Below are 17,354 nucleotides of genomic sequence, written 5' to 3'. Positions count from 1 at the left end.
GCTTTGTGGGGAATACGCCAATGACCTATACTGATAAAACCAATAGCCTTACTCCGTTTGCACGTGCTGTGATTGAGCATAAAAACACAGAGCCTCCTCACAGCGGTATTTATCAAGGCAAACAGGGACATGGGACGTATTTGTGTCGGCGATGTGGCATTGCCTTGTTTCGAGCCTCTCATCAATTTATTTCCAGTTGTGGTTGGCCAAGTTTTGACGATGAAATTGAAGGCCGTATCAAACAAATCCCGGACAAAGATGGTTTTCGCACCGAAATCCTTTGCCAACGTTGTGATGGACATCTGGGTCACATTTTTACCGGTGAATATTTAACAATTCGTAATAAACGCCATTGCGTCAATTCCGTATCCATTGATTTCGTGTTGGATGAAACCGTTCAAGACACCGATGAGGTCATTGTGGCGGGTGGGTGTTTTTGGGGGGTTGAACATTATTTGCAACAGATACCTGGTGTGTTAATGGCAGAAAGCGGTTATACGGGCGGAACGGTCGATAACCCATCTTATAATCAGGTTTGTAATGGTGATACCGGTCATTATGAAGCCGTCCGGGTGTTGTTTGATCGAGAAAAAGCAACGAGCACACAAGTATTGACTCGCTTTTTTAATATTCATGATCCGTCTCAATCGACCGGTCAAGGGCCCGACCGAGGACCACAATATCGAAGTGCTATATTTTTTCACAATGACCAACAAGCACAAATTGCGAAATCCCTGTGTTTAAAGCTAGAAGAAAAAGGCATTCAGCTGGCTACCCAATTGTTAGCAGCCCAACCTTTTTGGCCGGCGGAACAGTATCATCAGGATTTTTACGAAAAACAAGGCCACAAACCTTACTGTCATTCATTTGTTGAACGGTTGCCAGAAGATTCTGCCGACTGATACTGCTTATCGGCTTGTGCAGCCTTCTCCTCATTGTCAATCAATTGCCATTCCTTCGCTTGAGCATGCCGCTGTTCAGCGGCTTGATCTTTCAATTGCGTTAATAGGCGAATAGCACGCGCCATGTGTTTAACCACCATGGGCAATTGTTTCGGCCCAAATGCAATCAGGGCAACGAATAATATCACTAACAATTCAGGGAAGCTCATGATGATTTATTGTCATCATTTTCGTTCATCGATTTACGAAATCGTTTAATCGCCTCACCCAAATCACTGCCAATATCCTTGACTTTATGACTTCCGAATAAGATGAGTATGATGGCTAAAATTAATAATAATGACATGGGTGAAATGCCGCTTAATCCCATAATGATTCCTTGCCAATAATTGATAATTACTATTTTAGCGTTGAATAGCGGTCATTGGCTAGGGGCTGAAAGCAAATACCGCTATGACCGTTTAATCCAGGCCCATAATCCCGTGATCGCGGCGCCAATTATGGCATATCTAGCCAATAATGTTCCATCAAGCATTTGATAATGGACAACCCCTGCAACGGTCAATAACGTGATAGCAACCCCCGACGCCACCAAGGCACTTGCTTTTTTGCTCACACTTGTCTTGACTTGTGACATAATTGCCATATTTTGAGCATTGTGGGACTTCTGTTGAATTAATACATCATGCACTAATTGGGGTAGGCCGGGTAATTTCTCAACATAAAATGCGCGGTGTTGTAATAGTTGTTTAATTAACTGCTTTGGTCCCATCTGCTCTTTTATCCACTTTTCTAAAAAGGGTTTACCAGTCGCCCATAAATCCAGTTCGGGGTATAATTGCCTTCCTAATCCTTCAATGGCTAGTAAGGTTTTTTGCAATAGCACCAGTTGCGGTTGCACTTCCATATGGAAGCGCCTTGCCACTTGGAATAATTTCAACACGACTTGCGCAAAGGAAATATCTTTGAGTGGTTTTTCAAAAATGGGCTCGCATACCGTTCGGATAGCACTTTCAAAATCGCTGATTCGGGTATCGGGGTGAACCCAGCCGGATTCAACATGAAGCTCTGCCACCCGTCGATAGTCGCGGATAAAAAAAGCATACATGTTTTCGGCAAGATACCGTTTATCTTCATCACTTAAGGTACCAACTATCCCAAAATCCACACAGATGTATTGTGGATCATGCGGATGGTGCGGCGATACAAATATATTACCCGGATGCATGTCAGCATGGAAAAAGCAATCGCGAAATACTTGACTAAAGAATATTTCAACGCCTCTTTCGGCCAGTTTCTTACGATTAACACCATGCATTTCTAGTGCAGCGATGTCGGTGACAGGAATGCCATGAATTCGCTCCATCACAAAAATATTGTCGCGGGTATAGTCCCAATAAATCTCAGGAATATAGAGCAGGGGAGAATTGTGAAAGTTGCGTCTTAATTGGCCACCGTTGGCCGCCTCTCGTTGTAAATCGAGTTCATCGTATAAATTAATCTCAAATTCTTGCACAATTTCTTTGGGCTTCAATCGTTTGCTGTCAACAAGGTATCTTTCTAAAAATGCAGCAAAGGTATGCATGATAGCCAAGTCTTTCTCAATGACTTTGCGCATATTGGGGCGTAAAATTTTAACCACCACATCTTCACCTGTTACCAAGGTTGCCGCGTGAACTTGTGCCATTGATGCGGATGCTAGTGCGTTTTTGTCAAAGCTTGCAAAGACATCATAAGGGGATTTGCCAAAGGAACGCTCAAATATTTGTAACGCTTGTTCACTGGAAAAAGGGGGCACTTTATCTTGTAGCTTGGTTAATTCACTGGCAATATCAGACGGTAGAATGTCTGGCCTGGTTGATAGGGCCTGGCCAAATTTGATAAATATCGGACCGAGCTCCTCCAAGGATAAACGGATCGATTCCCCTCGTGTTAATTGCTTTCGACGCAACCAATTCCAGGGGTTCATATAAATGATGAACTTCAGCGGGCGAAACAGGGGAAGGGTTACAAGGACTTGATCAAAGCCATTGCGAGCAAAAACATAATTGATATAAACAAGCCGTAATAATTGCTTAATCGACTTCATTTTCACGTCCCTGTAATTGGGCAAATTTAGCTTCTAGCCGGTCAACATCCATGACAAGATTATCAATGTCTTTATAAAAATCTTCAACCTCTTCGACCGGTGGGAACCATCCGGATTCTTCATGCAAATAATCATCCATATTTTCTTGTAAACTTCGTTGGAGATGTTTACCAAATGCTTTGCCTCTGCGAACAAAACTACCCAATTGATGCGCAATCATATCCCCGGTAAATTGGGCAATATGCCCTTCCCAGTCAATGTCTAGCTGGTCAAATAAGGCTTTTACTTGTTGGCCAAACTCCATATCACCCTCTATTTTAATTCGATCATTAAATAGTGAGCGGGCTTTTGACATGGGTAATAAGCTTAAGCGAATGAATCCAAGGGGGTTGCTGTGGATGGTGGTGTCGGCTGCTTCGTCACTTTCCGCAGTTAGGGTTAATTTACCGTCTTCTTCAAAAAGGATAAAAAATACCAAGTCCAGTGGCGCTACCACTAATTTCAGCCGCTTGCCGCCAAGGGGGGCTGCTTTTTCGGACCAATCAGGATCTAGGCTTAGCGCATGGTTTATTGCTTTTTGTAACGCTTTGAGAGAATAAGTTTTTATCATCGCATATCACTCTTAATATTTATAGGCTATATGTAAAGCAACCACGCCACCGGTAAAATTATCATAATGACAATCTTCAAAACCTGCTTGCTCAATCATTTTTTTCATGGCTTTTTGATCGGGGTGCATACGAATGGATTCTGCTAAATAGCGGTAACTCGCTTCATCATTGGCGATTAACTTGCCTAATTTGGGTAAAATATTAAATGAATACCAATCATAAATTGGCTTTAACCCTGGTAGATTCGGTGTTGAAAACTCTAGCACCAAGAGTTTGCCGCCGGGCCGACACACCCGATACATGGAACGCAATGCTTTTGCTTTATCAGTCACATTTCTTAAACCAAAGCCGATGAGTATTCTATCAAAATGATTATCTGGGAAGGGCAATGATTCGGCGTTTGCTTGGATAAAGCGAACATTTTTCAGGATGCCCTTATCTAGTAAATTGGCCCGGCCTTGCTGCAACATGGCTTCGTTGATGTCTGCCAAAACCACCTCACCTTGCTCACCCACACGCCGAGAAGCCTGGCAAGTGAGATCACCACTTCCACCAGCGAGATCAAGCACCCGATGTCCAGGACGGATAGATGCCTTGTCGATGGTCGCTTTTTTCCACAATCGGTGCACACCCAATGACATTAAGTCATTCATGATGTCATACTTATCAGCAACGGAATGGAAGACGTCGGCGACTTTTTTCTGCTTATCTTGCCAAGCGACGGTCTGAAAACCAAAATGCGTTGACTTATCTGACATAGGTGTCTCAATAACAATACGGTGGGTCACAGTTTACCCGATTTAGCGTTAAAATGTCACCCTTGTGACCTAGGAAAATCACCTAGGCCAAGGATTGTTATGGCGCCTAAAACGAATTAATGACCAATGATTTGCATTACTTCATCGGCATACCGCAACCCTTGCATGTAGGCATTGGCAAGTGTTTTTTCATCAAAAACGCTAAAATCTAATTGGTCGAAGCTCGCTTGCTCATATTCTTCCACCAATTTTAGTAAATAACCTAAATCCCCCTCATGCTTTAATAACGCATCCGATAAGTCTTTCGTTAATGGGATTTGCTTAAGTAGGGGTTCTAGTGGTTGATTAAATAAGTTATCAAGATTGGATAACATGCCCACGGTATAGGCCTGAGATGTTTTATCACGATATTTTTCTTGTGCCAACGTATGACACATTTTAGAGCGGATTAATGTTCGTTCGATTTGAGCAGGCGAGATATCATCAAAGCTGGATACCAACATTAAGCTTATCCAGTCTCGAATTTTTTGCAGCCCCAGTTTATGGATTGCGGTTAAAAGAGTATCAATTTTATAACCGGTATAATAGGTCACCGAATTTGCCAACCGTAAAATGCGGTAACTTAACTTGGGAATTTGCATCAAAATTGTTTCGATTTTCTCTAAAGCCACATCGGGATCATGAAGTTCTGTCATTAAATTAAGCATGGCTGCTTTATTCTCAGACATCTGCTCGCCTTCAATGCAGTTTGGTTTGGAAAAATAATACCCTTGAAAGTAGGTAAATCCATGATCCAAACACCATGTCATGTTTTCTTTTGTTTCCACTTTCTCAGCAAGTAGTACCCCTTTAAAATGACCAAGCTTACTGACTTCTTTTTCAATTAAGTCAAGCGGCATCATTAACATATCGATTTTGATAACATCGGCGAATTCAATCAAGGGATCAAGGCAAGGATTATAGGTAAAGTCATCTAAGGCAATTCGATAGCCTTGTTTATGTAAGGCCAATAATTTATCAATGAGAACATCATCAACCAATGTATTTTCAAGCACTTCTATGACAATTTTCTCTTTCGGTAACATGCTAGGAACATTATCGAGGATATGATTGCGGGTGAAATTAATATATGCAGGGCTGCCATTAAGGAGGTTGTCGGTATAGGTGTTGGTAAATAAATTGGTTATCACACTGGATGTTGCTACATCACCTGCCAATTCATCATCGGGGTTTACTAAGGACGCATTGGTATTCACCCCGCGATACAAAAGCTCGTAGGCTATGACTTTCTCTTTTTGGTCATAGATTTCCTGTCGTGCAAATAGTATTGGCATATAACATCCCTATCTTTATATAGTAAGTATAGTTACCTCCTTGAAAAATAGGCAAGTTTTAAAGGAGAAATGTTAATATTATGACCATTCATCCTGCGGGCGATGCGTTGTATACCCCCAACAAGCAGCGCGCTATCACCCACACGCAGGCTCGAACTAGAATTGATTTTCTAAATAATAGTTTAAATCAAGAATGCGAGCAGCCCGGACATCATCGAGGCGTCTTAATTTTAACCGATGGGGTGCTTCCCGAACCATATCCGGCTGGCTGACTATCTCCTCTCGAATGGATTTCATCGCCGCCAAGAAACGGTCTAACTCTTGTTTACTCTCCGTTTCAGTGGGTTCAATCAACAAACATTCTGGCACCAATAAGGGGAAATAGGTAGTGGGCGAATGAAAACCATAATCCAGTAACCGTTTAGCGACATCCATCGCATTAACCCCAAACTGTTTTTTCTCGGGGCTTAGCGTAATAATGAATTCATGACTGGCTCGGCGTTTTGGATAAGCGGCCGTATAACCCATTTTTTGCAGCGCTTTCATGAGATAATTGGCATTTAAAGTGGCTTTTTCTGCCACGTCAACCAACCCTTTCTTACCTAATAATCGAATGTATAAGTACGCGCGCAACAAAATACCCGCATTGCCCATAAAAGCTGACATTCTACCGATGCTAAGCGGTAAATCCTGTTTAGTCAGCCAGCGATAGTTATCGCCTTCTTTGCCAACAATCGGCGTTGGCAAAAATGGTTTTAGTCTGGCAGCCACCGCAACAGGTCCTGCGCCTGGGCCGCCACCGCCATGAGGCGTTGCAAATGTTTTATGTAAATTTAAATGCATGACATCAAACCCCATATCCCCAGGGCGAACGTGGCCTAAAATAGCATTTAAATTAGCACCGTCATAATATAACAACCCACCAGCATCATGGACCGTTTTAGCGATTTGTTCAATTTGGCGCATGAAAAGGCCGAGGGTTGAGGGGTTTGTTAGCATTATCCCAGCCGTATTCGGCCCCACTTTGGCCTTTAACTCATCCAAATCCAGACCGCCACCATCGGCTGTTTTCAATTCAACTAATTTAAAACCACACATTGCAGCTGACGCTGGATTGGTGCCATGTGCTGCATCGGGTATCAATATTTCGTTTCGATTATTCTCACCTCTGGATTGGTGATAAGCTTTTATCATTGCCACACCTGCAAGCTCGCCTTGCGATCCGGCCATCGGTGTCAGTGAAATAGCAGCCATGCCGGTTACTTCACATAAATATTGCTGCAGATGGTAAAGCATGGATAAGGAGCCTTGATTAGCCGTGGCTGAGCTTAATGGATGGGCATTTAAAAAACCCGGGATGGAAGCTGCCTTATGAACACCACGAGGGTTATATTTCATCGTGCAAGATCCAAGTGGGTACATATTGGTATCAATACAAAAATTATCTTGCGATAACCCCGTATAATGACGGACAACCTGCAATTCAGAGCAAGCCGGTAGTTTTGCTGGCTTTTGTCGCAAATAATGGGGAGGGATTGAAAGGGATCCGGCAACTGGTTCTGGGAATTGCGCTATGGCTTTGCAGTTATCTTGGGATTTTTCAAATATCAACATAATTTGCCTTCCGTTTGTAAAATCAAGTCTTTTATTTCATCGCGATGTTTGACGGGTGTAAACTCAAATAACTGATAGTCACTGATCTCGGCTAGGTAGAAAGGGTCATTTTTTAGCACATCTTCTAATGCGTCTTTATCATCTGTCAGCGCTATCAAAATGCCGCCTGTTCTGGGTTTCAAAGGGCCTGAAGCGAGCAATAATCCTTGCTTGTAATGGTAATCAAGAAACTCGCGATGTGCCTGAAGGTATTTATCCACTTCGGTTAACGGCGCTTTATAATTCAACATTACGATAAACATGTTTTACCCCTCAGCCATGATACGTTGTAAGGCTTGATAATAATCATTGATATCCTCTTCAGAGCGCATTTCTGTCACACAAACCAACAAATGGCTAGACAGTGAGTTAAAATACCGGCTAAGTTCGAGACCACCATTGATGCCAGCCTGCTCTAATTTTGTTAAAACATCGGCAACGGGTTTTGCAAGCTTTAAGACCACTTCGTGGAAAAAGGGCGAGGAGAAAACCATTTCAACGCCATCAATTTGATTTAACTTATCCGCCAATTTGACCGCATTTAAGTGGCAGTTTTTAGCAACCGACGCCAATCCTTCAAAGCCAAGCAGGCTCATGTGGATCGTAGCTGCCGTCACCAATAAACCTTGATTGGTACAAATGTTAGACGTTGCTTTGCCACGTCGAATATGCTGTTCACGGGCTTGTAAGGTTAAGGTAAACCCGGGCTTACCATCTTTATCCAGCGTTTTACCAACGATCCTTCCCGGCATTTGACGCACATGACTCAAACGGGTACTAAAAAAGCCAAAATAAGGGCCACCTAACGCCAATGGCACACCTAAGGGTTGTCCCTCACCACACACGATATCAACCCCATGATTTCCCCACTCACCTGGCGGCGCTAATAAAGCCAAAGAAACTGGATTTACACAGGCGATGCTAATCACCTGATGTGCTTGCGCCCAGTTGGTTAATGCATTCACATCTTCCAAACAACCAAAGAAATTGGGCTGGGGAATAACCAATGCGGTGATATCATCCTGTTGATAAGCAACTAACGATTGCGGATCGACAATACCGGTCTTGGCGTTAAAAGGGAGAGTGACTATTTCAATATGCTGATTACGAACAATGCATTCCAACGTTTCCATATAATGTGGGTGAAGGCTTTCTGGCACCAACACCTTCTTGCTTTGCGAATGTTTGTTGATGCGAACTGCCATTAATACTGATTCTGCCAGGGCCGTTGCGCCATCATAAAGCGATGCATTCGCCACATCCATACCGGTCAATTCCGCTATCATTGTCTGAAATTCATACAGCAACTGTAAGCTACCTTGGCTGGCTTCGGCCTGGTAAGGGGTATAGGCCGTTAAGAATTCCCCTCGAGAGGTAATATCCCATACGGCAGCAGGGATATGATGGTCATAAGCACCCGCACCTAAAAAGCAAGTCAATGATTTATTTTCAGCAGCCTTCTCATTGGCTTCCCGCATCAAACGCATCTCACTGATAGCGTCGGGTATATTTTGCAAGGGTGCTGAACGTAAATTAGCAGGCACTTCATCAAATAGCGAGTCAACGTTAGCCACACCAATTTGCGCTAACATTTGTTCAATATCTTTTTCGGTATGCGGTACAAATGCCATAACGATTATTCCTCTGCAATCACTTGTTGGTAAGCAGCTAAATCAAGTAGGTCTTTGATTTCATCCAAATTGGAAGGTTTTATCTTCACCAACCAACCCTCCGCAAGGGGGGACTCATTGACTAACCCGGGATTATTAGAAAGCGTCTCATTAACCGCCACCACTTCCCCGCTGATAGGAGCATAAAAGTCAGAAGCCGCTTTGACTGATTCAACCACACCCAGTTCATCACCCGCACTAAAGGTTTCCCCTACTTCGGGTAATTCAACAAAAACCATATCCCCTAATAATTCCTGGGCATGTTCAGTGATGCCAATGACCCACAAATCATCGGTACTTGGCTTCACCCATTCATGAGTTGATGTATATTTTAGCTCGCTCATTTTTATTTCCTATTTTTTTTGTTTTGCATGTATTAATCGATTTGCTTGCCTTGCTTTACAAATCGAGGCTTCCCAACGCTTGCTGGCACGAGTTTGCCTCGAATATCAACCTGCACTTTCTCACCTGTTTCTACTGGCACTCGTGCAAATGCAATGGATTTGCCTAAAGTCGGTGAAAACCCGCCGCTGGTAATCTCCCCATCCTCAAGACCGGCAACCACTACCCGCATGCCATGGCGCATGATACCTTTATCTTCTAAGGTTAAGCCAACCATTTTGCGAGTGATGCCTTGTGATTTTTGCGATATTAATGCCCCTTTGCCAATGAAATCCCTGTCTTCAGGGGTCATTTTCACCGTCCAAGCCAGACCCGATTCAAAAGGTGTGGTCGTTTCATTCATATCTTGACCATACAACATCATACCTGCTTCAAGACGTAATGTGTCACGAGCACCTAATCCACAAGGTTTGACACCGGACTCAATTAATTTTTGCCAAAAGCCAACGATATCTTGATTGGGTAATACAATTTCAAAACCATCTTCGCCGGTATATCCGGTTCTGGCAAAAAACCAATTATCAATATCAACACTTTCAAAGGGATGAAGGGTCGATATGCCATCAATTTGAGCAGGGGTTAAAATAGCTTCCAGTGCCGACTTGGTCTCGGGGCCTTGAATTGCGATCATCGCTAGCTCGCGTCGTTCTTGCAGACCGACGGAAAAACCCTCACTTTTATGGCCAATCCAATATAAATCTTTATCGCGGGTTGCTGCATTTAAAATGATGCGATAGTTATCAGCGGATCGTTGATACACAATTAAATCATCAATAATACCGCCATGTTCATTGAGCATACAACTATACAACGCCTGACCAACGTGAGATAAATTATCAACATCGTTTGCCAGTAATCGTCGGAGAAAGGAACGTCCACCCGCACCTAACACATCGACAATGGTCATGTGCGAGACATCAAACATGCCCACATGATTGCGGACAGCGTGGTGCTCTTCGATTTGTGAACCGTAATTAAGTGGCATTTCCCAATTAAAGAAATTCACCAGCTTCGCATTTGCTTTTACATGCTCCGCATGCAACGGTGTTTTTGCAATCATTGAAGTTCCTGATTCAGTAATTTTAATCAATTTTAGAAAAAACTATACTTAACCGCAGATAAAATCAAATCCTATCTGCGGTTAAATGATTAGGCTAACGCTAATTCCATGGCAAACGCAACAGCAAGCTTGGAAAAGTTCGTCATATGGTTTAAGTTTAGCCGATCCATCGTATCTCGGGAAGTGTGGATAACAGGATTATGATCTTCAAAACTGGTTTCACAAGGAAAAGCGGCCGGAATGCCTTCTTCCATCCACGAAGCATGATCACTGCAAGCATAGCCACATTTCGAATACTTAATCGGTACTTGAATGTATTCTTTGATAAGCTCAGCGCTAAAATTGGTTAATGCTGTGTCAGTGTAGTCTTTAAACAACCACATGGTTTCATCACTCGCCTTATTACGGAAGCCGGTCATATCAAACTGGATGGCTGCATGGACTGGTATTTTGTGCTCTTGGAAATATTCAACCACATATACTGAGCCAACTAAGCCGCGCTCTTCTGCGGCATACCATATAATATAAACCGGACGCTTTAATTCTAATTGCGAATTTAATATCACGCGGGCTGCTTCCATAACAGAAGACGAACCACTGCCATCATCGCCTGCGCCAGGCATCCGTCCACCGAGCGTATCCATATGCGCACCGATCACAATACCAGGCGCTTTAATATCTTTGCCGATGACAGTCACTAAGGATGGTTGATCATAAGAGCCAGTTTCAACAAACCAGGTGTCGGTATCCGTCCGGCCGGAATCTTTCACCATTTGCTCAAATTGAGATTTCAACCACTCAGCAGCTTCGACACCTGTCTTGCTTGTAGCCGAGCGATTGTAAAAGCTCGTCAACGAGGTTAAGGTTTGCCAAATGTTATTCGGCTCAACTTGTTTTACAAGCGGATGAACCGCCTCTTGGTGGGTCACAGGATATTGTTGTGAACGTATTAATGTAAGCGGTTTTGGTTGAGCTAAAACCTGCATTGCTTTTGATTGATCTGAACCTGATTTTTTTACCAAAGTGCTGGTCACATTTTTAAACCGACCGCAATTGGATTTATCCGCTAGTTTAACCAGTGCATCGATTTTCTTTGAGGGCAACTCAATGACTTGGAATTGCTTATTCGAAGCTAATATTTTGTGTTCGAAGTTTATTTTTGCTGCAAGACAATGGGTTAACTGAACGGCCTCCGTGTCAGGGACTGACGCAGCATAGGTAGCGCTTATGAGGCCACAACCAATTAATATACCTGATAATACTCGAATCATACTTTCTCCTTGTGATTTTCAATGTACATCCTAACGCATTCGCCGCTTAAAGCAAAGTCATATAAGCAAGCCCAAGGCTTGATGATAGGATAAATAATTCATTGACGCAGATAAATGTCGGGCCAAGGCCTGAAGTATCTTCAGCTTTCTAAAACAAGAAAAAGTTGCCGTCGTTGCGAGCGTAAGCGAAGCAATCCAGATCGATGTCACGCTAAAGATTTGCCCTGGATTGCTTCGCTTTGCTCGCAACGACTAAATATCAGGCATCCCCCAAAAACTGAAGATACCTCTGGGCCAGGACCCGACATCTTAAGTGATTTGCTAGAAAAACACCGCTATCTGGGCAGATACCGTGTCGGTTCCACGGCCTGTTCCCACAACGGGCGTATTGACCAGCCCAGGAGGGGCTATCCCGTTCCCCATTTGCCCAGCCCTGTAATCCCAATCGTGTCGATATTCAAGACTCTCAACCGTATCTTTCCAAATGGAGATGTTAAATGCAGCGATCACCCGCTTTTTTGGTATTTGTAAAGCCAGCGCTTGTCTTGACCACTGGTATCCCACGTTAAGTGAAGCGGGTTTGGAAAGGGTCATAAATGTCCATCCTGCCTCAACTTGCCCCGCAGAAGGATGTGCTCCCCGACCATTAAAACTTAAATCCATGGTACGAAATCGGCTCGTTGCTGTTACCCATTCAGCGGCAAGCGTGTAACTATCAAAGCTTACGTTTGCATGAATATCTGCACCCGGTACTTTGTTGACCATCTCTGATCCATTAGTCATTGAGCTAAAACCACCAAAGAAAGGGGCGGGCGCTAGTGAGGTCAACTGCAAACCTTGCGAATCAGCGATTGAACTGATATATCCGCCGCCGATTTCACCGTGTAGATTGCCCTCGGCAAATGTGGTGCCCAGGTTTATGCCAGCAACACCGGATGTGCCATTAGTTGTTTCACCTCTAAAGCCATAGAGAGCGCCGAATAACCCTTCGCCATGCTGTGTTTTGTAACCTAAAATAACCGGTCTGGCCTTTGTGCGAGCCAATATCATGGTTAATGGACTGGATATCATCGCACTTGAATATCGCCCAAAGGGAACAAACAATTGACCCGCAGTGAAATACCAAGGTGTTACATCTAAATCACCAATATTAACAAAGCCCATGTTGAGGAAAAAACGTGAGTTGGTAACTCGAGGCCCGCTGATAAATGGCGGCGAATCATCAAAGGCGATTGACATAAAGGCTTCCACTTTATCATTGACCGCAGCAGCCACATCCAATTCTGCAGCACCTAAGTTAATATCACCTGTTGCTCCGCGCACAAACGGCTTTGTTGCATAAGCCACTGGTTGGGTTGTTCCACTTAACGCAATAATGGGGCGATTAGGTGGGGGATAGCCAATTTTTTCATAGGCATCATAAAGCCTTCGCCGTTGCTGCATTAAGCGCACATCCCGGTTTATACTGGAAATATTAACAATGTAATCAGACCCATCAAACGCAGGTCTATCACCGAGATAGGGCGACGATACCACGGGTGTGCCCGCGATATAAGTAATGATATGATCATCGGCTAAAAGGGCCGTCGGGTAAAACCCCATCGATTCAGGATGGCCGTCTAAGGTATGCACTTCAATTGCACTAAAGTGAAACGGCGGCCCACGTTTGACAGCCCGATGCGCCTTCTTTTCGGAATGGTGCCGTTGTTCATGAGCCACCTCGTGGGTCACTTCTTTCTTCAGCGCCTTGATTTGTGATTGAATTTCTTCTGATTGTCGTTCTAGGTTTTCAATTTTCTGGTGCACTGTTGCCGCATTCGAGGATACAACAAACGACATGAGGGACAAAACAAGTCTTAACTTCTTCACAAAAGGCTCCTGATTTTTATTTTTTTTAGCTTAGAGGGTCAGTTGGCTGATGAGGCATCGAATTTTAGTCTCGACTTCGCCGATATTTTTCCCCGCATTACGGCGGCGCCTAATGCGGGCTATGATTCGGTGTGTGCTACAATTTCTACCCGCTATCATTTATCATTGTAGCCCGCATGCAGCTTTGCTGCATGCGGGAGGGCTTTGAGAAATTTATACCATTTCCTAAACCACGTCGACCCACCAGCTTTCAACCGACTCTCTAATTTACTTCTCCGTAACTTAGTAGGGGATTATAGCGAAGCATATTGGTATTGAAAAGTGCAATTTTTTGGTTGCCTAAAAAAAACCCGAGACAAGCCCGGGTTTTAAGATGGAAAATGAAGGGGGTTATGCGTTACCAAGCCATTTGGCGCCAACGTAGGGACCATTTAGGGCAAAGTCGTAACTCGTAACGCCATTAGCAGCTAAAGCATTTGGCCCGAGGGAACGGAGCGCGTTAAAATAATTCAACACGCGGTAGCCCGCCTGCATATTTAATGTGCCGGACACCATTTCTTTGGCATAATTAACACCAACTTTCGCCTCTAAACTTGGAACAACGTGTTTTCCTGATATTCTATTGTTAACAAAAACCACATCGGTATTACTGGCGAATACGACGTATTGGCTATTATAACGGCCATTCCCATATAATATTGAGGCGTCAGTATCGGCTGTGATGCTAAATCCATTGGCAATAGGGTAATTGTAATTTATCCCCATCACTGGACCTACGCCTTCAAAATGGGCATATCGATTTAAATATTGAGGAAGGAATGGGGCATTCATTTGATAAATATTATCCGCCTCAAAACGCATGCTAGCGTACTGTAATCCAGCATAAAAACGAATATCTTTTAGTAAGCCCACATCAACGTGCTGACCTTTCACTAAGTTAACCTGATCAAATATAGTATTTGACGTTTGGTTATAGGTGAGTTGATTAATTAAGATAACCGGAGTCGCTGTAAATACAAAAGCTTGGCCCGTAATCGGCCCTTGTTCCGTACTGTGATCATAATGGGTCCAATTCATGGTGATGTCTTCACTGGTTTTATAATGATAAGACCCCTCGATTAAAAAGCCCCATCCCCAATCATTTTTGTCTTCGGGGTAGTAACCTTCATTGGTGGCGGGATGATAAACGCGCTCACCGGTATGGGTCGGTTGTAAATATAAAGCTTGGGCACCAATATCCCACTTTTTATCTTCGCATGGAACGGTCACGTTACCAGGTTGGCAACCCATCGTGCCCGCAAAGGTAACCCCTGATAATGCTATGCTTAATACAGCCAAAGTCGTTTTCTTTAACATGCTTACTCCATTTTCCAAAAAAAAGCCCATCAAGAGATGGGCTTTATTACTTCCATTAATAATGTGGATTAGACATTACCAACATATTTTAGACCGATGTAAGGACCGTTCAATGCGAAGTCAGTATCGAATTGTGCGATATGTTGAGCATTGAAGTAGTTCATCCACAACCAGCCAGCGTCTAGTGTCAAATCACCAGAAGCCATTGCGTATGTGTACTTACCACCGATTTTAGCTTCCAATTCAGGAACGACACGAGTGTGGCTGCCGTAAGCTGTGTTGTTTACACCAAAGATACCTGTGCCAGCACCAGCATTGGATTGGCTAACTCTGAAGCTGTTGTCACCAACAGTTAGAGCGGCAGCACTGTTAACATACACAGATAAGCCATTATCCCAGTCGTAGCTCATGTCCATACCAGTTCTTGGACCGAAGCCGTTATACTTTAAGTATACGCCTGTACGGTTAGATTGGTCTTGACGGCTTCTGATAACGATATCGTGTTCAATGTTTACGTATTGAACGCCACCATGGAAACGAATGTTTTTGAACTCACCAAAATCAACGTGTTGACCAAACTCTACGTTCACTTGGTTGAATGTTGGTTCCCAGTTCCATGAATGAACGTTATCTGGGTTGTAGAAGTAATCATTACTCCAGTAAGTCCAGTTAACTGTTAAATCGTTACCAGTGCTGAAGTGGTAAGAACCTTCCAAGCGGAAGCCCCACTCATAGTCATGGTCAAAATCACTATAGTTATGGTTGCTATTAGCACCAGCTGGATAGGCAAATGCGCCAGTATAAGTTGGTTGTAAATAAAGAGCGTGTACTGCTACGTCAAACGCAGTAGCTTCACAAGGAACAGTTACGTTTCCAGGGGTGCAAACAGGACCCATAGTACCAGCAAATACTGCGCTGCTACCTAAAGCAAGAACAGCTACTGCTGTCTGTTTCAATTTTAACATTGCTTCATCTCCACTTTTTTATTATTAGTTTCCGATTTACCGTCAAAACGCGACAGGTTAAGACTACTGTACGCAATCACTGTTAATCGAGAACGTACATAAACAAATTATCAAATGCGTTTTCACCAAAGTCAACAAAAAATCAATAAAAATCATTAATTTTTTTAAAAAAAATCCATTTAAGATTTTTTTTTGTTCACTGTTTGCAACAAAACATCATTGCCGGGTTATCAACAGCTTCATTTGTTGAAAACTTTACTTATCATGACGGTATTTAATGGATAAATCAAGAGGAAAAAACTAAAAAAAAAATGTAATTTTTTTATTGACTATTATTATATCGCTACTCGTAAGAGACACGTTGCCATGACTCTAAATAACTTCCCTCAATGTCCTCTCTCCCCAGAAATGGGAAGATGGTGCCAGAAGGGCGGGTGAGGATTTTTTGTAACATAGTTATAACTTGATTCGTGGCACCAAGTGCCTGAAATGCCTATTTAATTATCACATCAATGGTAACACGACGATTTTCTTTCTGACCTTCGAGATCATTATTATCGGCTACTGGTTTTGCTTCACCAAACCAGGTCACTGATATAAGTTTTGGATTAATGCGCTGAGCCAATAAATACTTTTCAACCGCTCGCGCCCTTTGTTCCGATACGGCATTATTAACCGATTGTCGACCCGAATCATCGGTGTAACCGGCAATCCGTACTGTTTTGACCCGCCTATCCACGAAGGTGTATTTTACCACTTTATCCAACAGGGATTTATCAGCGTCTGTCAATTCCCAACCTCCAGTTGGAAAGGTAAAGTTGAGATGACGGATTTCTTCATAATTAAATGGCAGTAAAAACCCGACACATTTTATATATTCTTTATATTGTGTTTGGAAATTGATGGGCGATAAGGCAACCGTAACGATAAACCCTTCATGGGAACGGTATTGAAAAATGGTTTTATAGCCTTCTGCAAGATAGTTGAGCATTTTTAATGTGGGGTTGCGCGGCAAATAAAACCCATACTTCCCTGGTTTCACACGTGTTTGTGAAATAAAGAAGGATCGGCCATGAGGCTTCCAAATGGGTGGGACGGCACTTACTTTGGCTGGCTCATAGCCTGGGCTTTGTTGATACTTGTGAAGAATAAAATGCGGGTCTTTGGTGGCATATTGTTCAAAATAGGCTCTTCCAAAATTGGGGACCTCCAAACTTAAGCCACATCGTAAAGGATTGCCACTTGCCCGCCAATTCGCTTCTCCCATGGGGCTGATAAAATAACGCTGCAAACTGGACGCTGCCACCAGACAAGACATGGATAGTAAGACGAGAGCAACCCCTATTTTATGACGTTGCGCATTTGCTGTTATTATTATCATATTCATCACTATTTCATGGTATGATCTAGTTAT

The 17,354-nt window shown here is 43.2% G+C and carries 17 protein-coding genes; 1 reads left to right on the top strand and 16 read right to left on the bottom strand.

Features of this window, described 5'->3' with window-relative positions; genetic code table 11:
* Window positions 1–20: 20 nt before the first annotated feature.
* Complete coding sequence (locus tag AB3348_RS13230) at window positions 21–902, top strand: bifunctional methionine sulfoxide reductase B/A protein (RefSeq protein WP_367608079.1); 882 nt, start codon at window positions 21–23, stop codon at window positions 900–902.
* On the opposite strand, the gene AB3348_RS13225 is transcribed toward AB3348_RS13230, so the two are convergent.
* From AB3348_RS13225 to AB3348_RS13150, 16 genes are all read right to left on the bottom strand, one after another.
* Window positions 860–1,111, bottom strand: a complete 252-nt coding sequence (locus AB3348_RS13225) for a twin-arginine translocase TatA/TatE family subunit (RefSeq protein WP_367608078.1) — start codon at window positions 1,109–1,111, stop codon at window positions 860–862. The two genes, AB3348_RS13230 and AB3348_RS13225, sit on opposite strands and share 43 nt — an antisense overlap.
* Complete coding sequence (gene tatA, locus AB3348_RS13220) at window positions 1,108–1,272, bottom strand: twin-arginine translocase TatA/TatE family subunit (RefSeq protein ID WP_367608077.1); 165 nt, start codon at window positions 1,270–1,272, stop codon at window positions 1,108–1,110. Before tatA ends, AB3348_RS13225 begins: the two co-directional genes overlap by 4 nt.
* Window positions 1,273–1,353: 81 nt before the next feature.
* Window positions 1,354–2,991 (bottom strand): ubiquinone biosynthesis regulatory protein kinase UbiB, encoded by a 1,638-nt coding sequence (gene ubiB, locus AB3348_RS13215; RefSeq protein ID WP_367608076.1) that lies wholly within the window; start codon window positions 2,989–2,991, stop codon window positions 1,354–1,356.
* Entirely contained in the window at window positions 2,978–3,601 is a 624-nt protein-coding gene (locus AB3348_RS13210) for an SCP2 domain-containing protein (protein WP_367608075.1), read from the bottom strand. The genes ubiB and AB3348_RS13210 overlap by 14 nt, the downstream gene beginning before the upstream one ends.
* Before the next feature lie 12 nt (window positions 3,602–3,613).
* Entirely contained in the window at window positions 3,614–4,360 is a 747-nt protein-coding gene (gene ubiE, locus AB3348_RS13205; protein ID WP_367608074.1) for a bifunctional demethylmenaquinone methyltransferase/2-methoxy-6-polyprenyl-1,4-benzoquinol methylase UbiE, read from the bottom strand.
* Window positions 4,361–4,476: 116 nt separating this feature from the next.
* The gene (locus tag AB3348_RS13200; RefSeq protein WP_367608072.1) at window positions 4,477–5,694 is read right to left on the bottom strand and encodes an EAL and HDOD domain-containing protein; all 1,218 of its coding nucleotides are present in this window, start codon (window positions 5,692–5,694) and stop codon (window positions 4,477–4,479) included.
* A gap of 156 nt (window positions 5,695–5,850) precedes the next feature.
* Entirely contained in the window at window positions 5,851–7,308 is a 1,458-nt protein-coding gene (gene gcvPB, locus AB3348_RS13195) for an aminomethyl-transferring glycine dehydrogenase subunit GcvPB (RefSeq protein WP_367608071.1), read from the bottom strand.
* Window positions 7,302–7,610 carry a YciI family protein gene (locus AB3348_RS13190; protein WP_367608070.1) on the bottom strand — a complete coding sequence of 103 codons (309 nt, stop codon included), beginning with the start codon at window positions 7,608–7,610 and terminating at the stop codon, window positions 7,302–7,304. The genes gcvPB and AB3348_RS13190 overlap by 7 nt, the downstream gene beginning before the upstream one ends.
* A gap of 3 nt (window positions 7,611–7,613) precedes the next feature.
* A complete protein-coding gene (gene gcvPA, locus AB3348_RS13185) occupies window positions 7,614–8,978 on the bottom strand; it encodes an aminomethyl-transferring glycine dehydrogenase subunit GcvPA (protein ID WP_367608069.1) in 1,365 nt (454 codons plus the stop codon).
* 5 nt (window positions 8,979–8,983) lie between these two features.
* Window positions 8,984–9,361: a glycine cleavage system protein GcvH gene (gcvH, locus tag AB3348_RS13180; protein WP_367608068.1), complete on the bottom strand. Its 378-nt coding sequence runs from the start codon at window positions 9,359–9,361 to the stop codon at window positions 8,984–8,986.
* Window positions 9,362–9,393: 32 nt separating this feature from the next.
* Window positions 9,394–10,479, bottom strand: coding sequence for a glycine cleavage system aminomethyltransferase GcvT (gene gcvT / locus AB3348_RS13175; protein ID WP_367608067.1), 1,086 nt, complete (start codon window positions 10,477–10,479; stop codon window positions 9,394–9,396).
* 89 nt (window positions 10,480–10,568) lie between these two features.
* Window positions 10,569–11,750 carry an aminopeptidase LapA gene (lapA, locus tag AB3348_RS13170; RefSeq protein ID WP_367608066.1) on the bottom strand — a complete coding sequence of 394 codons (1,182 nt, stop codon included), beginning with the start codon at window positions 11,748–11,750 and terminating at the stop codon, window positions 10,569–10,571.
* A gap of 321 nt (window positions 11,751–12,071) precedes the next feature.
* Complete coding sequence (locus tag AB3348_RS13165; RefSeq protein WP_367608096.1) at window positions 12,072–13,589, bottom strand: LbtU family siderophore porin; 1,518 nt, start codon at window positions 13,587–13,589, stop codon at window positions 12,072–12,074.
* 420 nt (window positions 13,590–14,009) lie between these two features.
* Complete coding sequence (locus AB3348_RS13160) at window positions 14,010–14,975, bottom strand: Lpg1974 family pore-forming outer membrane protein (RefSeq protein WP_367608065.1); 966 nt, start codon at window positions 14,973–14,975, stop codon at window positions 14,010–14,012.
* 68 nt (window positions 14,976–15,043) lie between these two features.
* Window positions 15,044–15,940 carry an Lpg1974 family pore-forming outer membrane protein gene (locus tag AB3348_RS13155; RefSeq protein WP_367608064.1) on the bottom strand — a complete coding sequence of 299 codons (897 nt, stop codon included), beginning with the start codon at window positions 15,938–15,940 and terminating at the stop codon, window positions 15,044–15,046.
* 493 nt (window positions 15,941–16,433) lie between these two features.
* Complete coding sequence (locus tag AB3348_RS13150; RefSeq protein WP_367608063.1) at window positions 16,434–17,321, bottom strand: OmpA family protein; 888 nt, start codon at window positions 17,319–17,321, stop codon at window positions 16,434–16,436.
* Window positions 17,322–17,354 lie beyond the last annotated feature (33 nt).

Source organism: Legionella sp. W05-934-2, assembly GCF_964199965.1.
Taxonomy (GTDB): Bacteria; Pseudomonadota; Gammaproteobacteria; order Legionellales; family Legionellaceae; genus JAFIFT01.
The sequence above is the reverse complement of the archived record's forward strand: the minus strand, read 5'-3'. Positions and strand labels throughout refer to the sequence as shown.

Excerpts from the sequence above, each read along its gene's own strand:
- AB3348_RS13230 (WP_367608079.1), top strand. The coding sequence starts at position 21 with ATGACCTATACTGATAAAACCAATAGCCTTACTCCGTTTGCACGTGCT.
- AB3348_RS13225 (WP_367608078.1), bottom strand. The coding sequence starts at position 1,111 with ATGAGCTTCCCTGAATTGTTAGTGATATTATTCGTTGCCCTGATTGCA.
- tatA (WP_367608077.1), bottom strand. The coding sequence starts at position 1,272 with ATGGGATTAAGCGGCATTTCACCCATGTCATTATTATTAATTTTAGCC.
- ubiB (WP_367608076.1), bottom strand. The coding sequence starts at position 2,991 with ATGAAGTCGATTAAGCAATTATTACGGCTTGTTTATATCAATTATGTT.
- AB3348_RS13210 (WP_367608075.1), bottom strand. The coding sequence starts at position 3,601 with ATGATAAAAACTTATTCTCTCAAAGCGTTACAAAAAGCAATAAACCAT.
- ubiE (WP_367608074.1), bottom strand. The coding sequence starts at position 4,360 with ATGTCAGATAAGTCAACGCATTTTGGTTTTCAGACCGTCGCTTGGCAA.
- AB3348_RS13200 (WP_367608072.1), bottom strand. The coding sequence starts at position 5,694 with ATGCCAATACTATTTGCACGACAGGAAATCTATGACCAAAAAGAGAAA.
- gcvPB (WP_367608071.1), bottom strand. The coding sequence starts at position 7,308 with ATGTTGATATTTGAAAAATCCCAAGATAACTGCAAAGCCATAGCGCAA.
- AB3348_RS13190 (WP_367608070.1), bottom strand. The coding sequence starts at position 7,610 with ATGTTTATCGTAATGTTGAATTATAAAGCGCCGTTAACCGAAGTGGAT.
- gcvPA (WP_367608069.1), bottom strand. The coding sequence starts at position 8,978 with ATGGCATTTGTACCGCATACCGAAAAAGATATTGAACAAATGTTAGCG.
- gcvH (WP_367608068.1), bottom strand. The coding sequence starts at position 9,361 with ATGAGCGAGCTAAAATATACATCAACTCATGAATGGGTGAAGCCAAGT.
- gcvT (WP_367608067.1), bottom strand. The coding sequence starts at position 10,479 with ATGATTGCAAAAACACCGTTGCATGCGGAGCATGTAAAAGCAAATGCG.
- lapA (WP_367608066.1), bottom strand. The coding sequence starts at position 11,750 with ATGATTCGAGTATTATCAGGTATATTAATTGGTTGTGGCCTCATAAGC.
- AB3348_RS13165 (WP_367608096.1), bottom strand. The coding sequence starts at position 13,589 with ATGTCGTTTGTTGTATCCTCGAATGCGGCAACAGTGCACCAGAAAATT.
- AB3348_RS13160 (WP_367608065.1), bottom strand. The coding sequence starts at position 14,975 with ATGTTAAAGAAAACGACTTTGGCTGTATTAAGCATAGCATTATCAGGG.
- AB3348_RS13155 (WP_367608064.1), bottom strand. The coding sequence starts at position 15,940 with ATGTTAAAATTGAAACAGACAGCAGTAGCTGTTCTTGCTTTAGGTAGC.
- AB3348_RS13150 (WP_367608063.1), bottom strand. The coding sequence starts at position 17,321 with ATGATAATAATAACAGCAAATGCGCAACGTCATAAAATAGGGGTTGCT.